This is a genomic window from Sarcina sp. DSM 11001 (assembly GCF_900101015.1).
Lineage (GTDB): Bacteria > Bacillota > Clostridia > Lachnospirales > Lachnospiraceae > CAG-791.
This window is the reverse complement of the sequence record NZ_FNFZ01000017.1, coordinates 38,069-61,214: the sequence shown is the minus strand read 5'-3', so window position 1 is coordinate 61,214 and position 23,146 is coordinate 38,069. Positions and strand designations below refer to the sequence as shown.

Genomic DNA, 23,146 nt, shown 5'->3' with positions numbered 1-23,146 from the left:
ACAGATTTTCATCATGAACACAGAGGGAAAATAACGAAAAAATGGGACATCTGACATCAAGAGACGCTTACCGGAATCTGGAAGACAGGATCAACTGGTTTACCCAGGGCGCGGCTCCTTCGGAAACACTCACAAAAATACTGCGCGTGCTTTTTACCGAAAAAGAGGCAAAATGGGTGGCAAAGCTCCCCATCCGTCCTTTTACCCTGAAAAAGGCAGCCCGGCTGTGGGGCACGACGGAGGCAAAGGCGGAAAAGCTGCTGGATCATCTCTGCGAAAAAGGTCTGCTGGTCGACTCCTATGACCGGGGGATCCGCAAATTTGTCCTGCCTCCCCCCATGATCGGCTTTTTTGAATTCTCTCTCATGCGCACCCGGGGAGATATCGACCAGAAATACCTGAGCGAGCTTTTTTACCAGTACATCAATGTTGAAGAGGATTTTATCAAGGAGCTCTTCCTCGGGATGGATACTAAACTGGGCCGGGTCTTCGTCAACGAACCGGTCCTCATGACGGAAAAGACCAACCACATCCTGGACTACGAGCGGGCCACCCACATCATAGAAGACGCGGATTTCATCGGGGTCGGGACCTGCTTCTGCCGGCACAAGAACTATCATCTGGGCATTCCCTGCAAGCTCAATGCCCCCATGGAGACCTGCCTGACCTTCGGCAACGTGGCACGCTCCCTGGCCGAACACGGCGGATACACACGGCCGATCGACAAATCGGAGGCCCTGGAGATCCTGGAGATGTCCTACGGCTATAACCTCGTCCAGATGGGGGAAAACGTGCGCGAGCGCCCCGCCTTCATGTGCAACTGCTGCGGATGCTGCTGCGAAGCCCTTGAGGCTGTGCGGAGATTTGCCCCCATGCAGCCGATCGCGACCACCAACTACCTGCCAAAGATAAACCCGGACGAATGCGTCTCCTGCGGAAAGTGCGAAAAGGTCTGCCCGATCCTGGCCATCTCCATGCAGGAAAGGGAGGCTTCCGTGGATAAGAAAAAACCGGTGATTGACGAATCCATCTGCCTGGGCTGTGGTGTCTGCGCCCGAAACTGCCCGAAGAAAGCCATCACCCTGCAGCGCCGCCCCGTAGAGGTCATCACCCCCGTCAACAGCACCCACCGTTTTGTCCTGCAGGCCATCGAAAAGGGCACCCTGCAGAACCTGGTCTTTGACAATCAGGCCTTCGCCAATCACAGGGCTATGGCAGCTGTATTCGGCACCATACTCAGGCTCCCGCCCCTGAAACAGGCCATGGCCAGCAGACAGTTTAAATCCGTGTATCTGGACCACCTCCTGGCCGCGCAGAAAAAAGCGTAATCCCCGAGGATTTGTCACAGGGAAAATCAATGCGGTATATTATCAACAGATTCAAGACTCGCTCACGAGTCTTGCGCCGCGCGCGGGTTTCCTTTTTTGCGCGTGTATCCCATATCTGAACACACGGGTATTACGCGATGAAGAATAAAAACAGAATGAAGAAGGGACATAAGACTGCGAAATGAAAACAGATAATATATTAACTGAGGAAGCAATTGAGGAAGCTTTTTTACTGGATCACAGCCTGTGCAGCGGCGCAGCCGCCGATGTAAAAAAGGGCGGTGCGCGCAGCCTGAAGGCCGGCGGTCTCTGGATCTACGACAATGAGATCGACCGCTTCGAAGGAGACTTCGAGGATGGCGATATTCTTGCCGTAAGGGATTTTGACGGGTATTTTCTGGGATGGGGTTTTGTCAACCGCAAGTCCCGGATCTGTATCCGGATGCTCAGCCGCAGAGAAGAACCGGAGGTCACGCCCTCCTTCCTGAAAAAGAGGGTGCGGGCCGCCTGGGAATATCGCAAAAAAGTCATCGACACTTCTTCCTGCCGGGTCATCTTTGGAGAGGCGGACTTTCTGCCCGGTCTGACAGTCGACAAATACGAGGATGTCCTGGTCGTGGAATCCCTTGCGCTTGGAATTGACCGGTTAAAGCCCCTGATCCTTAAGGCGCTCACAGATATTCTGGCAGAGGACGGGATCCGGATCCGGGGTATCTATGAGCGGAGCGACGCAAAGGTCCGAGAGAAAGAGGGGCTTCCCCGCTTCAAGGGATTCATCGGCGGTTCCTTTGATACCATGGTGCAGATCACGGAAAACGGAGTCCGTTATATTGTGGATGTAGAAAACGGGCAGAAGACCGGCTTCTTTCTCGACCAGAAAGAAAACCGGCGCGCAGTGGCACGGCTCTGCCCCGGCGCCAGGGTCCTGGACTGTTTTACACATACCGGCTCCTTCGGACTGAACGCGGCGCTGGCGGGGGCTGCCGAGGTGACAAGCGTCGACGCTTCGGAACTCGCCATTGAGCAGGCCGCGGAAAACGCGAAGCTCAACGGCTTTGCCCCGGAATCTGTCCCATCAGGATCCGTTTCCACTGGATCTGTTTCCTCTGAATCTGTTTCCTCTGAATCTGATCCCTCTGAAAAAGAATCATCGGAGGAAAGCGGTTGGCTGATCAGCAGCGAGGGAACCCGTCTGAGATACCTCTGCGCCGATATTTTCGAACTGCTCCCTGAGCTCCACAGAAAGGAAGAGCAGTTTGACGTGGTTATCCTGGACCCGCCAGCCTTCACAAAATCGCGTAATTCCATCAAGGCCGCCGTCCGGGGATACCGGGAGATCAACCAGAGGGGACTCAGACTGGTGAAGGATGGAGGTTTCCTCGCCACCTGCTCCTGCTCTCATTTTATGGATCCTGACCTGTTCCGGGACACCATTGCCCGGGCGGCCAGGGATGCCCACAAGCGCCTCCGCCAGGTCTATTTCGGCACCCAGGCGCCCGACCACCCCATCCTGTGGGCTTCGGAGGAATCCTATTATCTGAAATTCTACATCTTCCAGGTGGTAGAGGAAGGATAAGCAGCCATGCCGCCTTCCTCTACCCTCCAATCGACCCCCATTCTCCGCAAGACGAAAATCATTACATCGCCGGAAGCGCTGATAAAGCACTGCTTCAGAACCGGAATTCTGAAACAGTGCTTTATGTTTTCGGCCATAAGCAGTCTTTAGTCGTATTCAAAAATACCCTGTATTGCGTCAGAGATGTTTATTATACTGCTGTAAGTCAGATAGTCTTTTTTTGAACACCTTCGTACTCCGGGGTCTATGAACTTAATCTGCTCACATATGACGGTGCCCTCTTCTCCGTTTTTTCCGGTAATCTTGATATGCAGCGGCCCTTCCTGGATATTTTTTAAAACAGGGCATACATGGAATGTGTTCGTTGCGGCAATGTAAGCGTTTTTACTGACGATCAAAAACAGATTTTGAAATCCATGAATACGGATCAGATCCCCCTGAGAAAACATGTTCATCAGACAAGCTCCTTTCCGAGAGGCTCTCCCCAGTCAAAATCAAGAACATCGATTTTACCATCGTAATCAGCGAGACGTTCCTCGAAGCTTTTATGACGAAAAGCCTTTTTAAGAATAATTGTGTTTTCAGAGACTTCAACCTGTAAAAGATCATCCAGCCCGATTTTCGCTTTTTCCAGTATTTTTTTACTTAAACGGATTCCCTGGCTATTGCCCCAGGCCCTGACGACTGTCTGTTCAGTCATGCTGCAGTCCCCCTTTCTGATCATAATTAGTCATAATTAGTCACACGCTGTTTCTTGTCTTTTCATGCAGGTAACAGGCAATACAGTATATATGGTAATACAGTATATACATATTACCTTTGACTCTGTTCGGTGTCAATTGTTTCAGGGGCAGGTCTTTTTTTCTGAAAACCTCCAAAACCTCATTAGGTGTTACTGGTCACAGCCTGGCCAGGTTGTGACCAGCAACGTATGCTGATGGGATTATTTGGTTTTAAAAACGCTTCTATTGATTTTTATGCATACCTGCTGTATTAGTATACGGAGAAAGGGTACGCATAAAGTCAACATCTTCCAGGTAGTAGAGGAAGGATAGTGGAAACAGCAATGAAATACATTTATTTTGTCAACAGGTTTTCTCTCCGGGATGAAACCGACGCAGTCATTAATAGAATAAAAAGCGTGTCAGAGGAATTCCATCGCGACTATATCGTAGAGGTCAGTGGATCCGCAGAAGAGGCTGTCCTCGCCATTCGAAAATATCATGATGCCGGGGCTGTCCTCACCGCAGTCGGCGGCGACGGGTCGATCCATCATCTCCTCAACGAAATCGCAGGCACAAATAACCTCCTGTCCTTTGTCCCCTGCGGCACGGGAAATGATTTCAGCCGCACCTGCCTGGAGACGCTGGAAGACGGGGTCCATGAAGTCGACCTCATCCGGGTCAACGACCGCTATTGTATCAACACTGTCTGTTTCGGGATCGATGCCGATATTGCCAATGACGAGAGCTTCATCCATAACCGGTTCATTCCCCGTTCCATGCGTTTCAATGCCGGTGTCCTCTATCATTTCCTGACCTATGGAAAAAAGCGGTATCTCACTGTCGAATGGGGAAAAAAGAAGATTTCGCGGCATTTTACAACGATCGTGGCCGCCAACGGCCGGTATTACGGCAGCGGTTATAAGGTGTCCCCCGGCAGCCTTCTGAATGACGGAAGGATGGAAATCTATCTCATCGACAGCGTGGGAAAAATAAAAATGGCCCGCCTGATCCTTTCCATGAAAAATGCCGGACATCTGAAGGATCCGGCGCTCAGGATGGTCCGCACAAAAAAAGCGACAGTCTCCTCTCCTGTTCCCATCCGGGTAAATGTGGACGGCGAGCCGCTGCAGGCTGATCATTTTGAACTGGAACTGATCCCCCGGGCCGTCAGACTCGACTTCGATCACAGGTTCCTAGAGCGGGTCAGGGAATTCTCTCCCACCTGAAAAGCAGGACTTCCGCAGGATGAAAACTTTCATGCGATTCCCTCAAGAAAAGTCACGGATATCTCAGGCTATTCTATCTGAGAATCAAAAAACACAGGCGCCCTGCTGCCTCCCCCGGCAGCGGGCGCCTGTGTTTTCAATTAAATTTTAAAATTAAAACTGGATGATTATCTGCTGTAGTTGGAGTTTGTCCAGCCTTCAATGCCGTGGTATTTGGACCAGACATATGCTCCGCTCCTCTTGTCGGGCCTGATCTTGAACTGATGTCCGTTGTAGATCTGGTCGAGCTCGTTCTCTCTCTTGTAAGCGGGAGCGGAACGAAGAGCCAGATAACCTCTCTGCACATGGCATGTTACGGTTTTCCAATGATGGCTGCTGCCTCTTCCGCCTGCGACCTCATCGAGTTCCTCGTCATTGATGATGTTTTCGTTCTTTTCAAATTCTGACATTTCTATAACCTCCATTATCTGTGATGCCTTTTTTTCCGTATAAATACGGTTGTCTCTTTGTTTTGTACATGCACATTGTATCACAGGATTTGTCACAGAAACGTCACAGTCAAAGTCTTTTTCAGGCAGCGCCGACATTTGAGGTAGCGACGACGTCCACACCGGTGCCGCACACATTGGAGATCACGACATCGCCGATGCGGATCGGAGCGGCCACCTTCACGTGGTTGATGGCATCCATGCACTCAAAGATCTTTTCCTTGGGGATGTTGCCTTTGGTCTTCACGCTGCAGCGCTCCTTGCCGCCGCCTGTCACGATAACGGTGGAGGTGACAGTGCGCTCGGGATGAGTGACTTCCTGGCGGGCGTACTTGTCGCCGATCGCACAGGAATTACCGGTCACGCTGAAAACTTCCTCTCCTTCAAATTCCACGGTAATCTGGCAGCCCATCGGGCAGCCGATACATGTCAGATTTCTTTTTTCCATTGTATCTGTCCCCCTTCCTTACTCTGCCTCGATCTTGATGGTGATGGTCTTCAGGTCAGGATACTCCTGGAGTTTCTTTTTCTGAAGGACGATCTGTTCCATCTCGCCGGGAGCCATGATCCTCTTTTTCCTGTGCTGGACGCGCTCGTCATCGAAATAGACGCTGACAAAGCTGTCTTTGAAGACAGCGCCGACACGGAAACGGACTGTGAGGTTGTCGTCCATACGGGCGACGTTGACGGTGCTGGGCACGGTGTAGCGGGCGCCGTCGGTGGCGACCAGCCTGATATCTGTGCCAACCTTTTCGTCTTTGCAGCCGTTCTGAACATACTTTGCCGCATTCTCGCCGGCACGGGTCGCCTCTTCGGAGACATAGTCCACGAGGTCATGGACATGGAGAACATTGCCGCAGGCAAAGACGCCGGGGATGTTGGTCTCAAGGATCTCGTTGACGACAGGACCGCTGGTGACGGGGTTCATTTCGACGCCTGCGCCGCGGGAGAGCTCATTCTCAGGGATGAGTCCTGTGGAGAGCAGCAGGGTATCGCAGGTGTAGCGCTCCTCTGTACCGGGGATGGGCTTCATGTCGGGACCGACTTCCGCGATGGTGACGGCGCTGACGCGCTCCTTGCCCTCGATGTCCACGATCGTGTGGGAGAGCTTGAGCGGGATTCCGTAGTCATCCAGACACTGGACGATGTTACGCTTTAAGCCGCCGGAGAAGGGCATGAGCTCTGCCACGACCTTGACGATCGCGCCTTCAAAGGTCATGCGGCGGGCCATGATGAGTCCGATATCGCCGGAACCCAGGATGACGACTTCACGGCCGGGCATATAACCCTCCATGTTGACAAGACGCTGGGCAGTGCCGGCGCTGTAGATGCCTGCCGGACGGTAGCCGGGGATGTTCAGGGCGCCTCTGGGACGCTCGCGGCAGCCCATGGCCAGGATGACTGCGCCCGCCTGGATCTGGAACATACCCTCGGAGCGGTTCATCGCTGTGACGACCTTTTCATGGGAGATGTCCATGACCATGGTGTCCAGCTTGTATTCAATCTTCAGGTCAAGGGCCTGATCGATAAAGCGGTTTGCGTACTCGGGACCGGTCAGCTCTTCCTTGAAGGTATGAAGGCCGAAACCGTTGTGGATGCACTGGTTCAGAATGCCGCCCAGTTCCTTGTCACGCTCAATGATGAGGATACTGTCCGTGCCTGCCTTCTTGGCGGCCACTGCAGCAGCCAGGCCGGCGGGACCACCGCCGACGATTACGATATCATAGGAAAGCATAGCCATTACTGCGCACCTCCTTTCGTCCTCTCAAGCACCATTTTGGAATCTCCGCCGAGTTTAGTGATCTTCTCCATCGGGATCCCGAGTTCTCTGTTGATGATCTCCATCGTGCGGGGCGAGCAGAAACCTGCCTGGCATCTACCCATGCCGGCGCGGGTCCTGCGCTTGACACCGTCGAGGGAACGGGCGCCCAGGGGCCTGTGGATGGCGTCAATGATCTCGCCCTCCGTGACAGACTCACAGCGGCAGATGATACGGCCGTAGGCGGGCTCTTTTTTGATAAGCTCGTTGCGCTCTTCGATGGAGAGGTCGGAGGGATTGAGGATCCCCTTGCGGGTGCCGATCCAGTCTTCCTTCTCCTCGAGACCCATCTTCTCCTTCAGCATGGCACCGACGTACTCGCCGATCGCAGGGCAGGAGGTCAGGCCGGGAGATTCAATGCCGGCGCAGTCGATGAAGTGAGGGGCATCCTCGACTTCTCCGACGATGAACTCATGGTGGTCCTCATGGGCGCGCAGGCCGGCAAAGGAGGTGATGACCTGGCGGATCGGGAGGTTGCGGACATGGTCGCCGGCCTTCTCGATCAGGTCATTGATGCCTGCCGCTGTCGTGTTGTTGCCTTCCTTGTTCTCGATATCCACTGCCGTCGGGCCGACGATGAGGTTGCCGTGGACAGTCGGGGAGACCAGGACGCCCTTGCCGAGCTTTGTGGGCTGAGGGAAGATCGTGTGGCTGACATGGTTTCCGACGGTCTTATCCAACAGGCAGTAGTCGCCCCGCCTGGGAGTGATGTGGATCTTTTTCTCACTGACCATGTTGTGGAACTTGTCCGCATAGACACCGGCCGCGTTGACGACATACCTTGCCTTGTACACACCGTTGTTGGTCCGGATCGTCCAGATCGGATTGCCGTGCTTTTTGCAGGTGCCGGGTGTGAGGGACTCCACCTCGGTGTTGAAGAAGAAGTCGACCCCGTTCACGCAGGCATTTTCTGCCATGGCGATATTGAGGATAAAGGGACAAACGATCCCGCTCGTGGGGGCATACAGGGCGGCCACTACGTTCTCAGAGAGGTTGGGCTCTTTCTCCAGTGCCTCTTCGCGGCTCAGGATCTGCAGGCCTTTGACTCCGTTGGCAACACCTCTGTCATACAGGTCTTTAAGTCCGTCCTTCTCGGATTCGTGAATACAGACGACCAGAGCCCCGTTCCTCTTGAAAGGAATGTCGAGGTCTTTTGATACCTGATCCATCATCTCATTGCCGCGCACATTGAAGCGGGCCATGAGGGACCCGGTCTCCGCGTCAAAGCCCGCATGGACGATGGCGCTGTTGGCCTTGGACGTGCCGCAGCAGACATCCTCCTCCTTATCCAGTACACAGACGTTCAGTTTATAACGGGACAGTTCGCGCGCGACCGCGCTTCCCGTGACGCCTGCACCGATGATAATTACATCATACATAGCATTGTCCTCCAGTTGATTTTTAAAAAAAGAGTCAGGAACCAGACGCGGGAGCGCCCTGATTGCCTGACTCTGTTCTCCGCAATGACTACGGAACTGTAACGAAATAATCTGCACATTCATTCTGCGCAAACTGCGCAGTTCATTCTGTTATAATTCCTGACTATTTAGTTCCAGTACGTATCATTTCCAATACGTAAGCCGTCAGACATGTTCAGTAACTGAAAATATGAACAGCCTCTGCTAATAATATTTACAATACTATTTACAATAATATTTCACAAAATATTATTTCACTCAGATCAGAAAGGCATAGCGCCATAGACAAGCGCTGCCACGACTGTACCGCAGATCGGAGCGACTACAGGAATCCAGGAATAACCCCAGTCGGGATCCTTGTTGTCGCCGGGGCAGAACAGGGCGAATGCAATACGGGGGCTCAGATCTCTGGCCGCGTTCATGGCATAACCGGTCACGCCGCCGAAGGACATACCGATGGATGTGATGATCGCCCATACAAAGACGAAGTTGAGGCCGGAGTCGCCTGCCACGGTCTGGCCGATGCCGAGGATGGCGAACATCAGAACGAAGGAATCCACAAACTCAGAGAAGAAGTTCAGAGGCATGTTGCGGATGGAAGGAGCTGTGCAGTAGCAGCCGCGCTTGACATCGTTCTCAGGTGTTGCAGCCAGATGGTCATGATACATGATGGTCAGGATGCAGGCGCCCAGGAAGCCGCCGAGCATCTCGCCGATAATGTAGAAAGGAACAGAACCCGCGCTGATCGATCCGTTGACTAAAAGCGCGATCGTGACAGCGGGATTGAAGTGAGCACCTGTCGCCTTGCCGAAAATAAACGCGGGAACCATGACCGCGAAGCCCCATGCAAGGCCGCAGAGGCAGGCGCCGCCGCCCTTCTGGCCGGATTTGTTCAGACTGATGTTCATGCAGGCGCCGTCGCCAAGCAGAACCAGAAGCATTGTACCGACAAGTTCACAAATCAGAATATTCATAGTGACCCCCTGTTAAAATATAATAATATCTTTTGGCGCACCGGGCCGGAGAGCCCGGCGCTGTGTTGATAAGTGTTACCGATTAATCATAAATAATGATCAGTCCTTGGCCCAGCCGAGCGTGCAGTTGACGGCTTTCTTCCAGCCCTTGAGCTCCTCAGCCCTCTTGGCTGCATCCATGGCAGGTTCGAACTCCCTGTCGAGCGCCCAGTTTTTGATGACGTCTTCCTTGCTGGTCCAGAAACCGACTGCCAGACCTGCCAGATAGGAAGCGCCCATTGCGGTGGTCTCGACGCATGCGGGGCGGTCGACCTTCTTGTCGATCAGGTCAGACTGGAACTGCATGAGGAAGTTGTTCTTGCAGGCGCCGCCGTCGACCTTCAGCGCGCTCAGCTTGACGCCGGAGCCTTCTTCCATGGCTGCCAGGACATCATTCGACTGGAATGCCAGGGACTCCAGAGTGGCGCGGATGAGATGATACTTGTTGACGCCGCGGGTCAGGCCGGTGATGGCACCGCGTGCATAGGGATCCCAATAGGGAGCACCCAGGCCGGTGAAGGCAGGAACGACATAGCAGCCGTTGGTGTCATCCACGCGGGTCGCGAAGTACTCGGAATCCGGGGACTGGTCCACGATCTTGAGCTCGTCGCGCAGCCACTGGATCGCAGCGCCTGCTACGAAGACAGAACCTTCCAGAGCGTACTCGACCTTGCCGTCAAGACCCCAGGCAATAGTGGTCAGCAGGCCGTTGTTGGGATACATGGGCTTCTCACCGATGTTCATGAGCAGGAAGCAGCCTGTTCCGTAGGTGTTCTTGGCCTCACCGGGTGTGTAGCAGGTCTGTCCGAACAGAGCTGCCTGCTGGTCGCCCGCGATACCCGCGATCGGAATCGGGCCGCCGAAGAACTCGGGATCTGCTTCGCCGTAAACACAGCTCGAAGGCTTCGCCTCGGGAAGCATGCTCTTGGGAACCTCGAGCTGTCTGCAGAGCTCGTCGTCCCACTCGAGAGTATTGATATTGAAAAGCAGGGTCCTGGATGCGTTGGAATAATCCGTCACATGTACTTTACCCTTGGTCAGCTTATAGACAAGCCAGGAGTCAACAGTACCGAACGCGAGCTCGCCGGCCTCAGCTTTCTCGCGAAGGCCTTCGACGTTGTTCAGGATCCAGCGGAGCTTTGTGCCGGAGAAATAAGGGTCAAAGACCAGGCCGGTTTTGTGATAAGCGTCATCCGCGATGGTCGGATATTTCTCCATGAGTTCAGCCTTCATATCGGCTGTTCTGCGGCACTGCCAGACAATTGCGTGATAGACAGGCTGGCCCGTCGCACGGTCCCATACGATAACTGTTTCTCTCTGGTTTGTGATGCCGATGGCAGCAATATCCTGATAGGTGGCTCCGACATTCTGCATTGCCTGGCGCGCGACGGAAAGCTGTGTCTGCCAGATCTCGTTTGCGTCATGCTCGACCCAGCCCGGCTGCGGGAAATACTGTGTGAATTCCTTCTGCGCCATGCTGCAGATCTCGCCCTTTTCATTGAAGAGGATGCAGCGGTTGCTGGTCGTACCTGCATCAAGTGCCATTACGTACTTTGCCATAAAAATACCCTCCTTTATCCGGAGCGGGATCGAGATCCCGCCCCAAAATGAATAGTTCACATGTTTTTCCGTCCGTTATGTCATTCTGTATATAGACTGTAATGTAATATATACAGTTATTTACGCAATGAGACCGGTTTCCTGACTGCGCATCTGATCCGCAGCCGGGAAGGTCACGGTATAGGATATTAAGTGATGAAAAAGAAGAGACCGGTCAGGGGGTCAGAGAAGCCAGACCTCCGGGCTGCTGGTTGAGATCGCCACAGCGCCGCTCCGGAGCATGTTCATGACAGCTTCCTTGTCACGGATGAGGCCGCCGGCAATGACCGGGACCCGGCTCATTTTGCAGATGCGTTTGATCACCTTCGGTTCGATGATGCCGGGCAGGACCTCGATGACATCCGGCTGGGCGGAATAGGGGAGCTGCGCCTGCTTTTCAATATTGGAGAGAGCCATAGCGTCGAGGATAAAGAACCTCAGGACTGTCGCCAGCCCCAGCTCTCTGGCATGCCGCACCAGGTTGGCCCGGGTCGTTATGATCCCGTCCGCCCTGGTCTTTTTCCGGATAAAATCGACCGCTTCCTCTCTGGGGGCAAGACCTGCGATAAGATCCATGTGCACCATAGCAGTCCTGTCCGAGTCCTTGATCTTGTCGATGATTTCCTGGATCGAACATACATCGCCGTAGAGAATGAATACGACATCCACCTCTGTTTTGAGACAGAGCTCCAGGTCTCTGTCATCCTTGACCGCCGCTATGATGGGCGCTGCTTCGATCTTGTCTACAAATTTTCTTTCCATAAATCTCCTGTCCGCCGTTCTCACTCCCGCGGAACGGGAATAAACGAAGGGAAACAAAAAACCGGCCGGTTCCCCGTACCTCCTGTTCTGCTATAGCCCTCAGTTGATCCCGCCGTCAGTAAAATCCGGCACAAAAAAAAGAATACACGCCACAAAGCAGGGGATGCATTATCCCCCAGCAGCCATACTCTCTTTTCTCCAGGCAAGATCATTTACTTGTTTACAGAATAACACTTCTTTGTTAAAAATGCAATCTATTTTATAAAAAAATGGTAAACATTTTGGTCAAAATGTCGTTTACAGGCAGAAAATGCATAAAAATTTTGTTAAAAACAGAAATGTACAGACAGACCGGCCTATTCAGAATTTTCACATAATTGTCTGAATAACCAAAAAAACAGACGGACCGGTACAGGACTGCCGGGCCGTCTGTCTACTTGTTCCTATGTTAATTGCTGTCCGAATATCTGTTTATTGCTGTCCGAATATCCGCACTTGCGGACAGGGGCAGGCACCTGACGGGCCAGTATTCGTGCTCCTGTCTGCTTTCAGATGCAGACCGCGATCTCCTCCTGCGGCCTTGAACAGGCACCTGTCGGTCCAGTATTCGCGCTCCTGTCTGCTTTCAGATGCAGATTGTGATCTCCTTTTCCAGCCGCACGTCTCCTCCCATCACTCCGCTCAGGGATCCGTCCTCCTGTCTGCGAAGCCGGACAGTGATATCCCCGCCGGGTTCCTTGAAGATATACTGCTTCTCTATCTGCGTGCTTCCCCCGGTGCGTTCCTGCTCCAGGAACCAGGCGGCCGCCAGAGTACCGCTCCCGCAGGAGGATTCATAGACCAGAGTGCCCGCCGAAGGGACATAGACAACAGGAGTCAGCCTGTCTCCGTTCAGAAACATGACACCGATCGCGTCAAATCTGCGGCCGAAGCGCTCTGTCATGAACCGGATCACCTCCTGATCCGGCTCACGGTCCTGCAGGATGATATGGGCTATCCCCTCACTGATGACCATGGGAAGGCCTTCCTGTGTATATTCCAGAGACAGCGGCATAGGCATTTCGGAAAAAGCCGTCCCGCCGGCCAGATCACACTGTACATGCAGAAATCCCGTATGCCCTGAGATCTCGACCAGGATCTCCCCTCCGGCCGGCTCTCTCTCCGAGGCCAGAAGGTATCCGTAGCTCCTGGCGGCATTTCCGCAGAACTCTCCTCCCATCATTTCAAGACGGCCGGCGCCTGCTCCTACAGGAGAAGTTTCAAACCCTGCCTGTTCCGCCCTCAGCTCCCTGATCCCCAGAATCTTTGCCCCTGTTTCTGCACGCAGCTCCTGTGGAACGGGAGTCCGAACGATCGCTGTCCTGTTTCCGGCAGGATCCGCCATAACGATTTTCAGTTCCATCTGTCCGTCTCCTCTTTCCATGATGACATACTGTTACGAGTGTGACCAGTCCCAAGGTGCATTCGAGGTTTCGTAAAGCGAAATACTGCATTTTCAGATTTCGTAAAAAGAAATGCTGTGAAGCAGGGTTTCGTAAAACGAAATACTGCGTTTTTTGCCCGTAAACCTGATGTATCGACGTTCTCAGTCAATGTCCATCCCCTGATCCGAAAATCTGGCCAGGAACTGCTTCGTCCGCCCTTCCCGGGGATTGCTGATCACGTCATGAGGATCTCCTTCCTCGATGATATATCCGCCGTCCATAAAGATGACCCGGTCCGCAACATCTCTTGCGAACCCCATCTCATGGGTGACGATGACCATGGTCATTTTGATCGCCGCCAACTGGCGGATGACCTTGAGGATCTCTCCTGTCAGCTCCGGATCCAGCGCGGATGTCGGCTCATCAAAAAACAGCATTTTGGGCTTCATGGCCAGAGCTCTGGCGATCGCCACACGCTGCTGCTGGCCGCCGGAGAGCTGCTGCGGATAATAATTCTCCTTGCCGCTCAGACCGATCTTGGCCAGGAGCTCCAAAGCCTCTTTTTCCACCTCTTTTCTGTCGCGCTTCTGCACATGGACCGGTGCCTCCGTCAGATTTCTGAGCACGGAGAAATGCGGAAAGAGATTGAAGTTCTGGAAGACGAGGCCGAAATAACCTTTGATCCTCCTGAGTTCTGCCGGCGAAGCATAGACTGTCCTGCCCTGGGCATCGTTCTGCGCCGCCTTCTCTCCCAGATAAATAAGCGAGCCGCTGTCCATCGTCTCCAGCATTGTCGCGCAGCGCAGCAGGGTCGACTTTCCGCTTCCGGACGGGCCTATGATCGCCACGACCTCCCCTTCTTCCACCTTGACGGAAATATCGTGGAGGACCTTCAGATCGCCAAAGGATTTTCCGACATTATTGATTTCAAACAGACTCATTCTATCCTCCCTCGCTTATTCAAAATAGTCCAGCTTCTTTTCAATCATGCCCATGATGCCTGCGACCACAATATTAAAAACATAATAAAAGATGCCTGCGACAAAAAGCGGCAGGATATTGGACATCTGTGCAGCGACCTGCTTTGCCATGGTAAACATTTCCGCATAGGCAATGGCGAAAGCCATGGAGGTATCCTTGACCAGGGTAATGACCTCATTGGTGACGGGAGGAACGACCCGCTTGACCATCTGCGGGAAAACGATCCTCCAGAAAGTCTGCATGCGGGTGAATCCCAGCACTTCGGCCGCTTCCCTCTGTCCCGTGGGGACTGCCTGGATGCCCGCCCTGAAGATCTCGCCGAAATATGCCGCATAGTTGATGGAAAAACCGATCAGGGCCGCATAGAGTCTCCATCCGGTCGACAGCTTCAGCCCGAACACATAAAAGGGCATGAAAAAGACGACGATCAGCTGCAGCATGAGCGGGGTTCCCCGCAGAATCGAAATGAAGACCTGCATGAACATCTGCAGCGGTTTGAATTTACTCATTCTGGCCACTGCAAAAAGGATCCCCAGCGGCATGGAAAACAGCAGAGTGAAAAAGAAAAGCAGCAGTGTAGTGCCGAAACCGCCGATAATCTGCCGCACGATAGACAAAAACATCATATTGCCCATTGCCTCCCTATTGTGAAAAAGGAGGCGCCCGGACCGGGCTGCCTCCAGATCAACGTATGTCTCCGGCCATCTGTTCCAATGACCGGTTTCCAGGGGACCATCCCCTCTTAAGACCTGTAACGAAAATAATCTGCCGATTCATTCTGCGCAGTTAATTCTGTCACAGTTTCTTACTTTCCGACGATCAGCATATCAGGAAGGTTAAAATCCGTATAGTTCTGCGCGATCTTCAAAACTGTACCGTCCGCTGCCATCTCATTGAAGGTCTCCTGGACCTGGTCGCGCAGTTCCGTGTTGCCTTTGAGAAACGCGATCGCATACTGTTCTGTGGAGATGGGCTGCTCGAGAAGCCTGTATTTTCCTTCGTTGGCGGCCAGCTGGTACTGAGCGACACCAATATCTACGGCGATGGCATCATAGACGCCTGCGTTCATCTGCATAAAAGCGGAGTTATAATCAGCGATCTCCTCCAGATTGCCGAAAGAAGCCGCGAGGGCAAGATTCTCGTCGTTGCTTCCGTCGCCGGGGTCATCAGTCAGGGCTGTGAGCGCGGAGGAACCGGACTGGGCGACTACGATCTTGCCCGCCAGGTCCGCCGGTGTCTGAATGTCAGAATCCGCATTGACCGCAATCACGATGGAATTGTCCACATAAGGATCGCTCCATGTATATTCCTCTTCACGGCCGGTAAAAGTCATGCCGTTCCAGATGCAGTCGATAGCGCCGGAGCCAAGTTCCATATCCTTGGAATCCCAGTCGATGGGCTGCTTGACCAGCGTCCAGCCTCTGCGCTTGCAGAGCTCCTCAGCCATCTCCAGGTCAAATCCCGTATAATCTCCGCTTCCCTCATCCTTGAAGCCGTAGGGCGGATATTCCGCGTCAAAGCCGACAGTAAAGGTTCTGCCCTCTCCGGCTCCTGCTTCTGCCGCAGTCCCGGCCTCTGCAGGACTGGGCTCACTCGATGTTGACGCGGAGCTTCCGCAGGCGGCGAGCATGCCGGCACAGAGTATTCCCGCAAGTAAAACAGCTAATGTCTTTTTCATAAAACGATTCCTCCTGTCTGTGTTTCCGTCTCACACTTTTTTATTTTTTCGTACTGCTCTTTTATCTGTTTATCACTGCGCAGTGCTATTATACTGAACTCTTGAAAACAAAACAACCCCTGTTTTCGACACAGATTCCTTTATCCGGGGCTTTTTCAGGGCAGATACGGATCGATCACGGCAAGGATGTCGGAGTATCTCCTTTTCGCGGTCTGTAAATTCCTTCAGTCCGCCGCAGAAGGGTCGATCCCGGCAAGGATGTCGGAGATCTCCTTCCCGATCTCCTCCACAGACCGGAGCCTGCCTCCCGCGGCGCAGCGGACCGTATGCCAGCCGAGATGGCCTGCACAGTAGGCCGCTGCCGCAGCCGACTTTTTCTGGTATTCCAGATCCTGCTCGTGGATATCCTTTTTGCTTTCATCCCCCTCATAGCGGCCGGTCATCAGCTTCTGGGAGACTTCAGGATCCACCAGCAGATAGATCACGGCGTCCGGGGCGGGAATCCCCAGGAGGTCATATTCATAGTGAAAAAGCCACTGCAGAAAAATGTCCCACTGGTCCCTGGGGAGCTTGGCGCACTGATGGATGGCATTGGAGGTCGTATAGCGGTCCGCAATGATCACACCGCCGTTCTCATAAAAAGAGCCCCAGTCCGATTTAAATCCCGCGAAGCGGTCAATGGCGTAAAAGCTGGAGGCGGCGTAGGCGTTCACGGAGGAAGGGTCCCTGCCGAAGTCTCCTCTCAGATACATCCGGACAGGCGCGGAGGAGTCCGACGCATAGTTCGGGAAGGAGACCTTGCGGACTAATATTCCGCGCTCCCGCAGTTTTTCATACAGGGCCTGCGCCTGGGTTGCCTTGCCGGAGCCGTCCAGCCCCTCGATCACATACAGTTTTCCTTTTTTCATGGCTATCTCATCCGTATTCCGGTTATGAATATTTTACTGTCAGGTTTATTTTTACTGTTTTATTTTTTCTATTTTATTTTTACTATCAGATTTAAATCAGGATCTTTTGTATCTCTGGCTGTCAGTCATTCCGACCGGATCAATATCGGAGATTCCAGCCGAATCAATATCGGGGATTCCAGCCGAATCAATATCGGGGATTCCAGCCGGATCAATATCGGGGATTCCAGCCGAATCTATGTCGGGGATTCCAGCCGGATCTATGTCGGAGGCGGCAGGTCTTCCGGCATTCAGGGCATAACGATATCATATTTTTCCACATCGATGATCGCGACGCCTTCCGCCTCAAAGGAGATTCCCTCCGCTGACAGGTCGGTATAGAGGGTTGACGAGAGGGCCTGTTCCCCGTCGTTGACGAAGATCTCGACGGAAAAGCGGTCCAGAATGATCCTGAGTGTGATCCTGCCGTCCCTGAACCTCGTCACGGCCTCCCTGGTCGAGACGATATCCCTGCGCAGGCCGGACCTGCCGCGGTCAAAGGTCAGGATGCTCTCTCCGGGTTCGTAGATGATCGACGTATAGAAACGGGTGTCCTTGGCCACTTTGATGATAAATTTGTCATAAAGCCGGCCGCCGGAAGGATGGATGTTGACGGTCATGTCCACACAGCGCCCCTGGACAGAGGGCAGCTGGAGCCTCTGCTGCACGTCCACATCGGTGTAAAAGACGCCGTTCTGCCTGTATTTTTCCAGTTCCCGGACAGGCTTCTGGATCAGCCTCCCCTCTTTGAGGGAGAGTTCGCGGGGCAGTGTCATCATGCCGAACCATTTACTGGCAGTGGCGTGGTCGTGGCTGCTCTCCCAGGACTGCATCCAGGCGATCATGATCCTGCGTCCGTCCGGAGCCAGCAGGGTCTGCGGCGCGTAAAAATCGAGGCCGAAATCAATGGCGTGCACGGCTTTTCTCGTAAAGCGGTAGGTCTCCTGATCAAAGCTGCCGGTCAGGTAGATATTGCCGAAGCCGTTGTGGAAGGCGCGCCCGCGGGAGAGCATCTCCTGCGGGGAGGTGATCAGTACTGCCGTGCCGTCCATTGTAAAGAAATCCGGGCACTCCCACATCCTGCCGTACTCGTTCCTGCTGCGGTCAAGGACGGAGAGCCTCTTCCAGGAGAGGGCGTCCGCGCTGCCGAAGAGGAGGATCGCTCCGCTCCCGTCCGCGGTGCGGTTAGCTACGACGGCAAAGTACATCTTTTTTTCATCATCCCACCAGATCTTGGGATCGCGGAAATCCAGGACGCTCCCGTCCTCGGGCACATCTGCGTCCGTCAACACGGGGTTATGTCCGTATTTCACATAATCCCGGCCGTCTCCGAAGGCCACACACTGCATCTGGCGGTTTTCGATAAGGCCGTCCGGCCGCTGCCACTCCTTAACGCCTGTGTACATCAGGAGCTGACGGCCGTCTTCCATCTCGACCGCGCTGCCGGAAAAACATCCTCCGTTGTCGAAGCTCTCATCCGGGGCCAGCGCCGCCGGCAGCCACTCCCACTTGATAAAATCCGTGGTCTTCACATGCCCCCAGTGCATGGGGCCCCAGGACGTGCTGTAGGGATAATACTGGTAAAACAGATGATACTCCCCCTTATACACGGAGAAACCATTGGGATCGTTCATCCATCCGATCCTGGGCACAACATGAAAAAGAGGCCGTTCCCCATCCGGAATCCGGTCTCCATAAACCTCCTCGTATTTCCTTGCCTGCTGCAGTTTTGAATCCATCCCTGTTTTCTCTCCTCCTCTGTTAAAGGTATTCTTCTGTCCTGATAATAAATTTTACAAATTGCCGTTTTAAATTACCGCTTTTAAATTGCCGGTTTTAAACTGCCGCTTTTAAACTGCGGCTTTTAAATTGCCGCTTTTAAACTGCCGGTTTTAAACTGCCGGTTTTAAACTGCCGGTTTTAAATTGCCGGTTTTAAATTGCCGGTTTTAAATTGCCGGTTTTACAGACGCAGCGCCGGACTGCTCCGGCGCTGCGTTTTCAAACTGGACGCAATGATCTCAGTTTATCGATCTGTTGGCAAATATTTTCCGAAAGACACGTGGGATCTTCTTTCTATACCGGTTTCCATGCTTCTGTGCCGGTTTTTATGCCAGTTTCCATGCCGGTTTTTATACCAGCTTTTTATACCAGCTTCTATGCCGGTTTTATGCCGGTTTCTTTACTGGTTTTATGCCAGTGTAGTGGGCGTGCCTACCTTAATGCCCCCCTGCCCGGGTTCGCGTTTGATCCCGCTGCCTGCGGGGATATTCTTTGCCGGAGCAGAACCGGCCTGCTTCGCTTCGCCGGGATCAGCGCTTGACGCGATTCCCTTGAGCGAGGCTGCAAGTCCCGCGATCCCCTGGATATCCGAAGGGATGATGATCTTGGTCGCCCTGCCGTCCGCAGCCTGAGCGAAGGCTTCGAGGCTCTTGAGGGTCAGGACAGCCTCATCCGCGCCCGCCTCACGGACCATGCGGATACCGTCGGCATTCGCCTCCTGGACCTTGCGGATCGCCTCAGCGCGGCCTTCTGCCTCCTTGAGCATGCGCTCCTTCTGCGCCTCTGCAGCGAGGATGGTCGCCTGCTTGTCGGCCTCTGCCTGAAGGATCATGGATTCCTTCTTACCTTCCGCGACAAGGACAGCAGACTTCTTTTCACCTTCTGCCTTCAGGATGGACTCACGTCTCTCACGCTCTGCCTTCATCTGCTTCTCCATCGCTTCGCGGATCGCTGCCGGCGGAGTGATGTTCTTGAGCTCGACACGGGTGACCTTGATGCCCCAGGGATCGGTCGCGACATCGAGAGACGCGCGCATCCTGGTGTTGATGGTCTCACGGGAGGTCAGGGTCTCATCCAGTTCCATATCACCGATGATGTTTCGGAGTGTGGTGGCAGTCAGGTTCTCGATCGCCATGATCGGACTCTCTACGCCGTAAGTGTAAAGCTTTGCATCTGTTATGCGGAAAAACACGATAGAATCGATCTGCATCGTGACGTTATCCTTGGTGATAACAGGCTGAGGAGGGAAGTCCACGACCTGCTCCTTGAGGTTGACCCTGCGGGCCACCCGGTCGATAAAGGGGGTCTTGAAATGGAGGCCTGCCTGCCAGGTGTCCATATAAGTGCCCAGTCTCTCAAGGACATAGGCATGCTCCTGCGGCACGATCTTGATGCAGGAAACCACGATCATCAGAAGAATAATGATCAGAAACAACAATAAGACAAACTGTATCATTTTTTCTTTCTCCTTTTTGCAAACAACTACATTTTACGAGATCCTTTTTATGAGATCTTCTTATACAGATTATACATTACAAATTATACAAAATCTTCTTTTCACGAATTCCGCTTCCGCGAATTCCGTTTTTTACAAATCTCTGTTTTTTACAGATTTCTGTTTTTTACAAATTTCTGTTTTCTACGAAATCCTTTTCCCGACGATCAGTTTGACTCCCTGGATCGAACGGATCATGGCGATCTCGCCCTTTTCAATGATCTGGTCATTGTCTACCGATCTCGCCATCCAGAACTGGCCGTCCACCTGGACCTCGCCGGTTCCCCGGATATTGTCGATCTGCTCTGTCACGAGGACTTCCTGACCGATCATACGGTCCAGGCTTGTCTGTCCGCTTCCCTTTTTCATATATTTGAGGGCAAGCGGCCTCGTCAGCAGCAACAGGACCAGAGAAACGGCGGCAAAAACACCTGTCTGCAGCCATACCGGACCGCCCAGAAACGTGCAGATCAGCGCCGCGGCCGCCCCGCCTGCAAACCAGATCGTCGTGAGCCCTGCAGTGAGAGCTTCGATCCCGAGAAGTACTGCTGTCAGCAGCAGCCATGTGTATACAGCATTCAATACCATCACCTCACATTTCTCTGCAGTTTACAGTTTCTAAGGTTTACGGTTCTTTAGATAGTAGCACCCCCAAAACAGGCAGTCAAGCGTCACGAAAATCGTTAAGAATTCGTTAATATGATTTTTATGCAATTTTATGTTCAGCGTGATTTACTGCTTCACAAAGCCTCCTCTGACAGCCTGATCCCAGGCTCTCCTGCGATGACCCTGCCCGATTTTCCCATCCGTATATTTGCCTGCTCTTCTTTACATCTATCGGTCAGGCAGTTTCAGACCTTCTCAGAGCTGGATAAAGCTGAATAAATGTCAGAAAAATGGAACTTCTGTTTGACAAAAACAGTCTTTTAAAGCAAAATCTATTATAATATCGGAACAGACATATGATCTGCTGTCCAAGATGAATATCGGACGGGATCTGTGATCTGTTGTCGAAAAAAAAGGAGTTTTTTATGGGAACCATTTTTACGGAAAAGAACACGTTACGGATCATTGTCACCGCCTGTCTGACAGCTGCTATGGTATTTCTTTCATCAATACCCGCCTTCGCCGCCCAGCCGGGTGAAACACTCACGGTCATATGCAGTGACGGCCTCAACCTGAGAACCGCCCCTTACGGCGATATCTTAACAAGCATCCCCTGCGGCTACAATGTCTGCGTCGTCTCCGACGATGGTTCCGGCTGGCTCCTGGTAAATTATGACGGCTATACCGGATATGTCAGCGGTGAGTATGTCTCTTCTGACTATACAGCCGTTGATTATTCCTCCTCAGATTATACTTCCTCTGATTACGGCTCCTCCGATTATTCTTCCTCCGATTATTCCAATTCCGATTATTCCAATTCTGATTATGGCTCCTCTGATTATTCTTCCTCTGATTACGGCTCAGAAGGAAACACGGACGACAGCGCTTCTTACGGCAGTTCCACACCGGGCTATTATGACGATTACGGCAACTGGATCGCTTATGATGTCACCAGCTATGCGGGCGGCTACTATGACCAGTACGGCAACTGGGTCAACTGGACTCCAGGGTCTGACAGCGGAGAGGCCGGACAGAGTGCGGACGGCTCCGATACCCAGACCTGGAATACCGGCCAGGCGGTGGCGGATCTCGCCGTACAGTACGTCGGCCTGCCTTATATCTGGGGCAGCGAAAGTCTGTCCAAGGGCGCGGACTGCTCCGGTTTCACACGGGCCATCTATCAGCAGTTCGGAGTGGACCTGTACCACTATGACCTGTCCCAGCGGGAGGAGGGCTATGCCGTGGACTCCATCGATGAGGCGCTCCCCGGCGACCTGGTGTTCTACAAGGGGCATGTGGGTATCTATATTGGCAATGGCAAGGTCGTACATGCGGCAAATCCTGACGATGGCACCATCATTTCTAATGCAGAGTTCAGCCCCATCGCCTGCATCCGCAGGATCTTCTGAAAATCTGAAAATCCGAAAAACACAGCCGGGATTATGCATGCCGACGCTGTCTGGCGGCTTCAAAGAGAAGGATCCCTGCCGCCATGGCGGCATTGAGGGATTCCGCACCGCCCTTCATGGGAATGATGATCTTTTCATCCGCCGCCTCCGTGAGTTTCTCCGACAAGCCGTTCCCCTCATTCCCGATCAGGAGAGCGCAACCGCTGGTCAAGGGAACCTCGTCATAGGCGCGTTTCCCGCCCAGATGCGCCGCATAGCTCCGGATCCCCGCCCGGCGGAGGACAGCCAGGTCTGCGCACAGGTCATCCCTGACCACAAAGGGCATCCGGAAGACAGCGCTCATTGTCGCACGCACGACTTTGGGATTGAACAGGTCCACGGTCGCGCGGCTCATCAGGATCCCCGCAGCCCCGGCGGCCTCGGCAGTCCTGAAGATCGTTCCCAGATTTCCGGGATCCTGAAGATCCTCCAGGACCAGGAGCAGCGGGTTCTTTTTCTTGATCATTTCTTCAAAACTGTAGGAAGGCATCCTGGCGGCACACAGGATCCCCTGCGGTGTCGCTGTGTCCGCGGCTTTTGCCATGACTTCCTCCGTCACGACTGTATACGGACGGTTCCGGAAGCCTGCCGTCTCTTTCTCCGGGGCGTTCTTCATCCATTCCTCAGTCACATAGACCTCAGAAATAAACTCTTCCGGCGTGTCCGAGCACAGCCTGCCGCCTTCGATCACGAACAGCCCGGTCTCCCTTCTCAATTTCGCCTTTTTCCGCAGTTCGACCAGCCGGCGGATCCGCGGGTTTGACACAGATGTAATTTTATCAGGCATATAAAGACTCAACCGTCCTTTCCTTTATAGCTTCTACAGCTTATT

At 53.3% G+C, this 23,146-nt stretch carries 21 protein-coding genes; 4 read left to right on the top strand and 17 right to left on the bottom strand.

Translation table 11 applies throughout. The features are described 5' to 3' along the window. Window positions 1–41: 41 nt before the first annotated feature. Window positions 42–1,328 carry a 4Fe-4S dicluster domain-containing protein gene (locus BLT02_RS10285; RefSeq protein ID WP_092994752.1) on the top strand — a complete coding sequence of 429 codons (1,287 nt, stop codon included), beginning with the start codon at window positions 42–44 and terminating at the stop codon, window positions 1,326–1,328. A gap of 181 nt (window positions 1,329–1,509) precedes the next feature. After that, window positions 1,510–2,904 carry a class I SAM-dependent rRNA methyltransferase gene (locus tag BLT02_RS17885; protein ID WP_242869769.1) on the top strand — a complete coding sequence of 465 codons (1,395 nt, stop codon included), beginning with the start codon at window positions 1,510–1,512 and terminating at the stop codon, window positions 2,902–2,904. A 454-nt stretch (window positions 2,905–3,358) separates the two neighbouring features. Here BLT02_RS17885 and BLT02_RS10270 read toward each other — a convergent pair whose 3' ends face one another. Continuing rightward, complete coding sequence (locus tag BLT02_RS10270) at window positions 3,359–3,604, bottom strand: AbrB/MazE/SpoVT family DNA-binding domain-containing protein (RefSeq protein ID WP_092994850.1); 246 nt, start codon at window positions 3,602–3,604, stop codon at window positions 3,359–3,361. 366 nt (window positions 3,605–3,970) lie between these two features. Here BLT02_RS10270 and BLT02_RS10265 point away from each other — a divergent pair, with 366 nt between their 5' ends. Then, window positions 3,971–4,855, top strand: a complete 885-nt coding sequence (locus BLT02_RS10265) for a diacylglycerol/lipid kinase family protein (RefSeq protein ID WP_092994746.1) — start codon at window positions 3,971–3,973, stop codon at window positions 4,853–4,855. A 167-nt stretch (window positions 4,856–5,022) separates the two neighbouring features. Here BLT02_RS10265 and BLT02_RS10260 read toward each other — a convergent pair whose 3' ends face one another. The 15 genes from BLT02_RS10260 to BLT02_RS10185 all read right to left on the bottom strand — a co-directional run bounded on the left by BLT02_RS10260 (window position 5,023) and on the right by BLT02_RS10185 (window position 20,848). Beyond that, a complete protein-coding gene (locus tag BLT02_RS10260; protein WP_092994743.1) occupies window positions 5,023–5,304 on the bottom strand; it encodes a hypothetical protein in 282 nt (93 codons plus the stop codon). Between the two features lie 121 nt (window positions 5,305–5,425). Further along, window positions 5,426–5,791, bottom strand: a complete 366-nt coding sequence (locus BLT02_RS10255) for a DUF1667 domain-containing protein (protein WP_092994740.1) — start codon at window positions 5,789–5,791, stop codon at window positions 5,426–5,428. Window positions 5,792–5,809: 18 nt separating this feature from the next. Beyond that, window positions 5,810–7,078 (bottom strand): NAD(P)/FAD-dependent oxidoreductase, encoded by a 1,269-nt coding sequence (locus BLT02_RS10250; protein ID WP_092994847.1) that lies wholly within the window; start codon window positions 7,076–7,078, stop codon window positions 5,810–5,812. Between the two features lie 5 nt (window positions 7,079–7,083). Then, window positions 7,084–8,541 (bottom strand): NAD(P)/FAD-dependent oxidoreductase, encoded by a 1,458-nt coding sequence (locus BLT02_RS10245; protein WP_092994738.1) that lies wholly within the window; start codon window positions 8,539–8,541, stop codon window positions 7,084–7,086. A gap of 302 nt (window positions 8,542–8,843) precedes the next feature. Beyond that, entirely contained in the window at window positions 8,844–9,554 is a 711-nt protein-coding gene (locus BLT02_RS10240) for an MIP/aquaporin family protein (RefSeq protein WP_092994735.1), read from the bottom strand. Between the two features lie 99 nt (window positions 9,555–9,653). Further along, window positions 9,654–11,153: a glycerol kinase GlpK gene (gene glpK / locus BLT02_RS10235; protein ID WP_092994732.1), complete on the bottom strand. Its 1,500-nt coding sequence runs from the start codon at window positions 11,151–11,153 to the stop codon at window positions 9,654–9,656. Window positions 11,154–11,375: 222 nt separating this feature from the next. Continuing rightward, the gene (locus BLT02_RS10230; protein ID WP_092994844.1) at window positions 11,376–11,954 is read right to left on the bottom strand and encodes a glycerol-3-phosphate responsive antiterminator; all 579 of its coding nucleotides are present in this window, start codon (window positions 11,952–11,954) and stop codon (window positions 11,376–11,378) included. Between the two features lie 625 nt (window positions 11,955–12,579). After that, the gene (locus BLT02_RS10225; protein WP_092994729.1) at window positions 12,580–13,356 is read right to left on the bottom strand and encodes a hypothetical protein; all 777 of its coding nucleotides are present in this window, start codon (window positions 13,354–13,356) and stop codon (window positions 12,580–12,582) included. A 183-nt stretch (window positions 13,357–13,539) separates the two neighbouring features. Then, window positions 13,540–14,319 carry an amino acid ABC transporter ATP-binding protein gene (locus tag BLT02_RS10220; protein ID WP_092994726.1) on the bottom strand — a complete coding sequence of 260 codons (780 nt, stop codon included), beginning with the start codon at window positions 14,317–14,319 and terminating at the stop codon, window positions 13,540–13,542. Between the two features lie 15 nt (window positions 14,320–14,334). After that, window positions 14,335–14,985: an amino acid ABC transporter permease gene (locus tag BLT02_RS10215; RefSeq protein WP_175453775.1), complete on the bottom strand. Its 651-nt coding sequence runs from the start codon at window positions 14,983–14,985 to the stop codon at window positions 14,335–14,337. Between the two features lie 179 nt (window positions 14,986–15,164). Next, a complete protein-coding gene (locus BLT02_RS10210) occupies window positions 15,165–16,037 on the bottom strand; it encodes an amino acid ABC transporter substrate-binding protein (RefSeq protein ID WP_092994720.1) in 873 nt (290 codons plus the stop codon). A 224-nt stretch (window positions 16,038–16,261) separates the two neighbouring features. Further along, window positions 16,262–16,945, bottom strand: a complete 684-nt coding sequence (locus BLT02_RS10205) for a dTMP kinase (protein WP_092994717.1) — start codon at window positions 16,943–16,945, stop codon at window positions 16,262–16,264. 290 nt (window positions 16,946–17,235) lie between these two features. After that, entirely contained in the window at window positions 17,236–18,723 is a 1,488-nt protein-coding gene (locus tag BLT02_RS10195; protein ID WP_092994711.1) for a glycoside hydrolase family 32 protein, read from the bottom strand. A 451-nt stretch (window positions 18,724–19,174) separates the two neighbouring features. Next, window positions 19,175–20,221: an SPFH domain-containing protein gene (locus BLT02_RS10190; RefSeq protein WP_092994708.1), complete on the bottom strand. Its 1,047-nt coding sequence runs from the start codon at window positions 20,219–20,221 to the stop codon at window positions 19,175–19,177. A 183-nt stretch (window positions 20,222–20,404) separates the two neighbouring features. Continuing rightward, a complete protein-coding gene (locus BLT02_RS10185; RefSeq protein ID WP_242869771.1) occupies window positions 20,405–20,848 on the bottom strand; it encodes an NfeD family protein in 444 nt (147 codons plus the stop codon). Between the two features lie 443 nt (window positions 20,849–21,291). On the opposite strand from BLT02_RS10185, the gene BLT02_RS10175 reads away from it, so the two are divergent. Continuing rightward, a complete protein-coding gene (locus tag BLT02_RS10175; RefSeq protein WP_092994702.1) occupies window positions 21,292–22,275 on the top strand; it encodes a C40 family peptidase in 984 nt (327 codons plus the stop codon). 31 nt (window positions 22,276–22,306) lie between these two features. On the opposite strand, the gene BLT02_RS10170 is transcribed toward BLT02_RS10175, so the two are convergent. Further along, window positions 22,307–23,101, bottom strand: a complete 795-nt coding sequence (locus BLT02_RS10170) for a TrmH family RNA methyltransferase (RefSeq protein ID WP_092994838.1) — start codon at window positions 23,099–23,101, stop codon at window positions 22,307–22,309. Between the last annotated feature and the right edge of the window lie 45 nt (window positions 23,102–23,146).

Bases quoted from the DNA above. Each gene is read 5' to 3' on its own strand.
- BLT02_RS10255 (WP_092994740.1), bottom strand. From the start codon at position 5,791: ATGGAAAAAAGAAATCTGACATGTATCGGCTGCCCGATGGGCTGCCAG.
- BLT02_RS10285 (WP_092994752.1), top strand. From the start codon at position 42: ATGGGACATCTGACATCAAGAGACGCTTACCGGAATCTGGAAGACAGG.
- BLT02_RS10225 (WP_092994729.1), bottom strand. From the start codon at position 13,356: ATGGAACTGAAAATCGTTATGGCGGATCCTGCCGGAAACAGGACAGCG.
- BLT02_RS10245 (WP_092994738.1), bottom strand. From the start codon at position 8,541: ATGTATGATGTAATTATCATCGGTGCAGGCGTCACGGGAAGCGCGGTC.
- BLT02_RS10205 (WP_092994717.1), bottom strand. From the start codon at position 16,945: ATGAAAAAAGGAAAACTGTATGTGATCGAGGGGCTGGACGGCTCCGGC.
- BLT02_RS10175 (WP_092994702.1), top strand. From the start codon at position 21,292: ATGGGAACCATTTTTACGGAAAAGAACACGTTACGGATCATTGTCACC.
- BLT02_RS10250 (WP_092994847.1), bottom strand. From the start codon at position 7,078: ATGCTTTCCTATGATATCGTAATCGTCGGCGGTGGTCCCGCCGGCCTG.
- BLT02_RS17885 (WP_242869769.1), top strand. From the start codon at position 1,510: ATGAAAACAGATAATATATTAACTGAGGAAGCAATTGAGGAAGCTTTT.
- BLT02_RS10260 (WP_092994743.1), bottom strand. From the start codon at position 5,304: ATGTCAGAATTTGAAAAGAACGAAAACATCATCAATGACGAGGAACTC.
- BLT02_RS10240 (WP_092994735.1), bottom strand. From the start codon at position 9,554: ATGAATATTCTGATTTGTGAACTTGTCGGTACAATGCTTCTGGTTCTG.
- BLT02_RS10190 (WP_092994708.1), bottom strand. From the start codon at position 20,221: ATGATACAGTTTGTCTTATTGTTGTTTCTGATCATTATTCTTCTGATG.
- BLT02_RS10220 (WP_092994726.1), bottom strand. From the start codon at position 14,319: ATGAGTCTGTTTGAAATCAATAATGTCGGAAAATCCTTTGGCGATCTG.
- BLT02_RS10215 (WP_175453775.1), bottom strand. From the start codon at position 14,985: ATGATGTTTTTGTCTATCGTGCGGCAGATTATCGGCGGTTTCGGCACT.
- BLT02_RS10230 (WP_092994844.1), bottom strand. From the start codon at position 11,954: ATGGAAAGAAAATTTGTAGACAAGATCGAAGCAGCGCCCATCATAGCG.
- glpK (WP_092994732.1), bottom strand. From the start codon at position 11,153: ATGGCAAAGTACGTAATGGCACTTGATGCAGGTACGACCAGCAACCGC.
- BLT02_RS10265 (WP_092994746.1), top strand. From the start codon at position 3,971: ATGAAATACATTTATTTTGTCAACAGGTTTTCTCTCCGGGATGAAACC.
- BLT02_RS10170 (WP_092994838.1), bottom strand. From the start codon at position 23,101: ATGCCTGATAAAATTACATCTGTGTCAAACCCGCGGATCCGCCGGCTG.
- BLT02_RS10185 (WP_242869771.1), bottom strand. From the start codon at position 20,848: ATGGTATTGAATGCTGTATACACATGGCTGCTGCTGACAGCAGTACTT.
- BLT02_RS10210 (WP_092994720.1), bottom strand. From the start codon at position 16,037: ATGAAAAAGACATTAGCTGTTTTACTTGCGGGAATACTCTGTGCCGGC.
- BLT02_RS10195 (WP_092994711.1), bottom strand. From the start codon at position 18,723: ATGGATTCAAAACTGCAGCAGGCAAGGAAATACGAGGAGGTTTATGGA.
- BLT02_RS10270 (WP_092994850.1), bottom strand. From the start codon at position 3,604: ATGACTGAACAGACAGTCGTCAGGGCCTGGGGCAATAGCCAGGGAATC.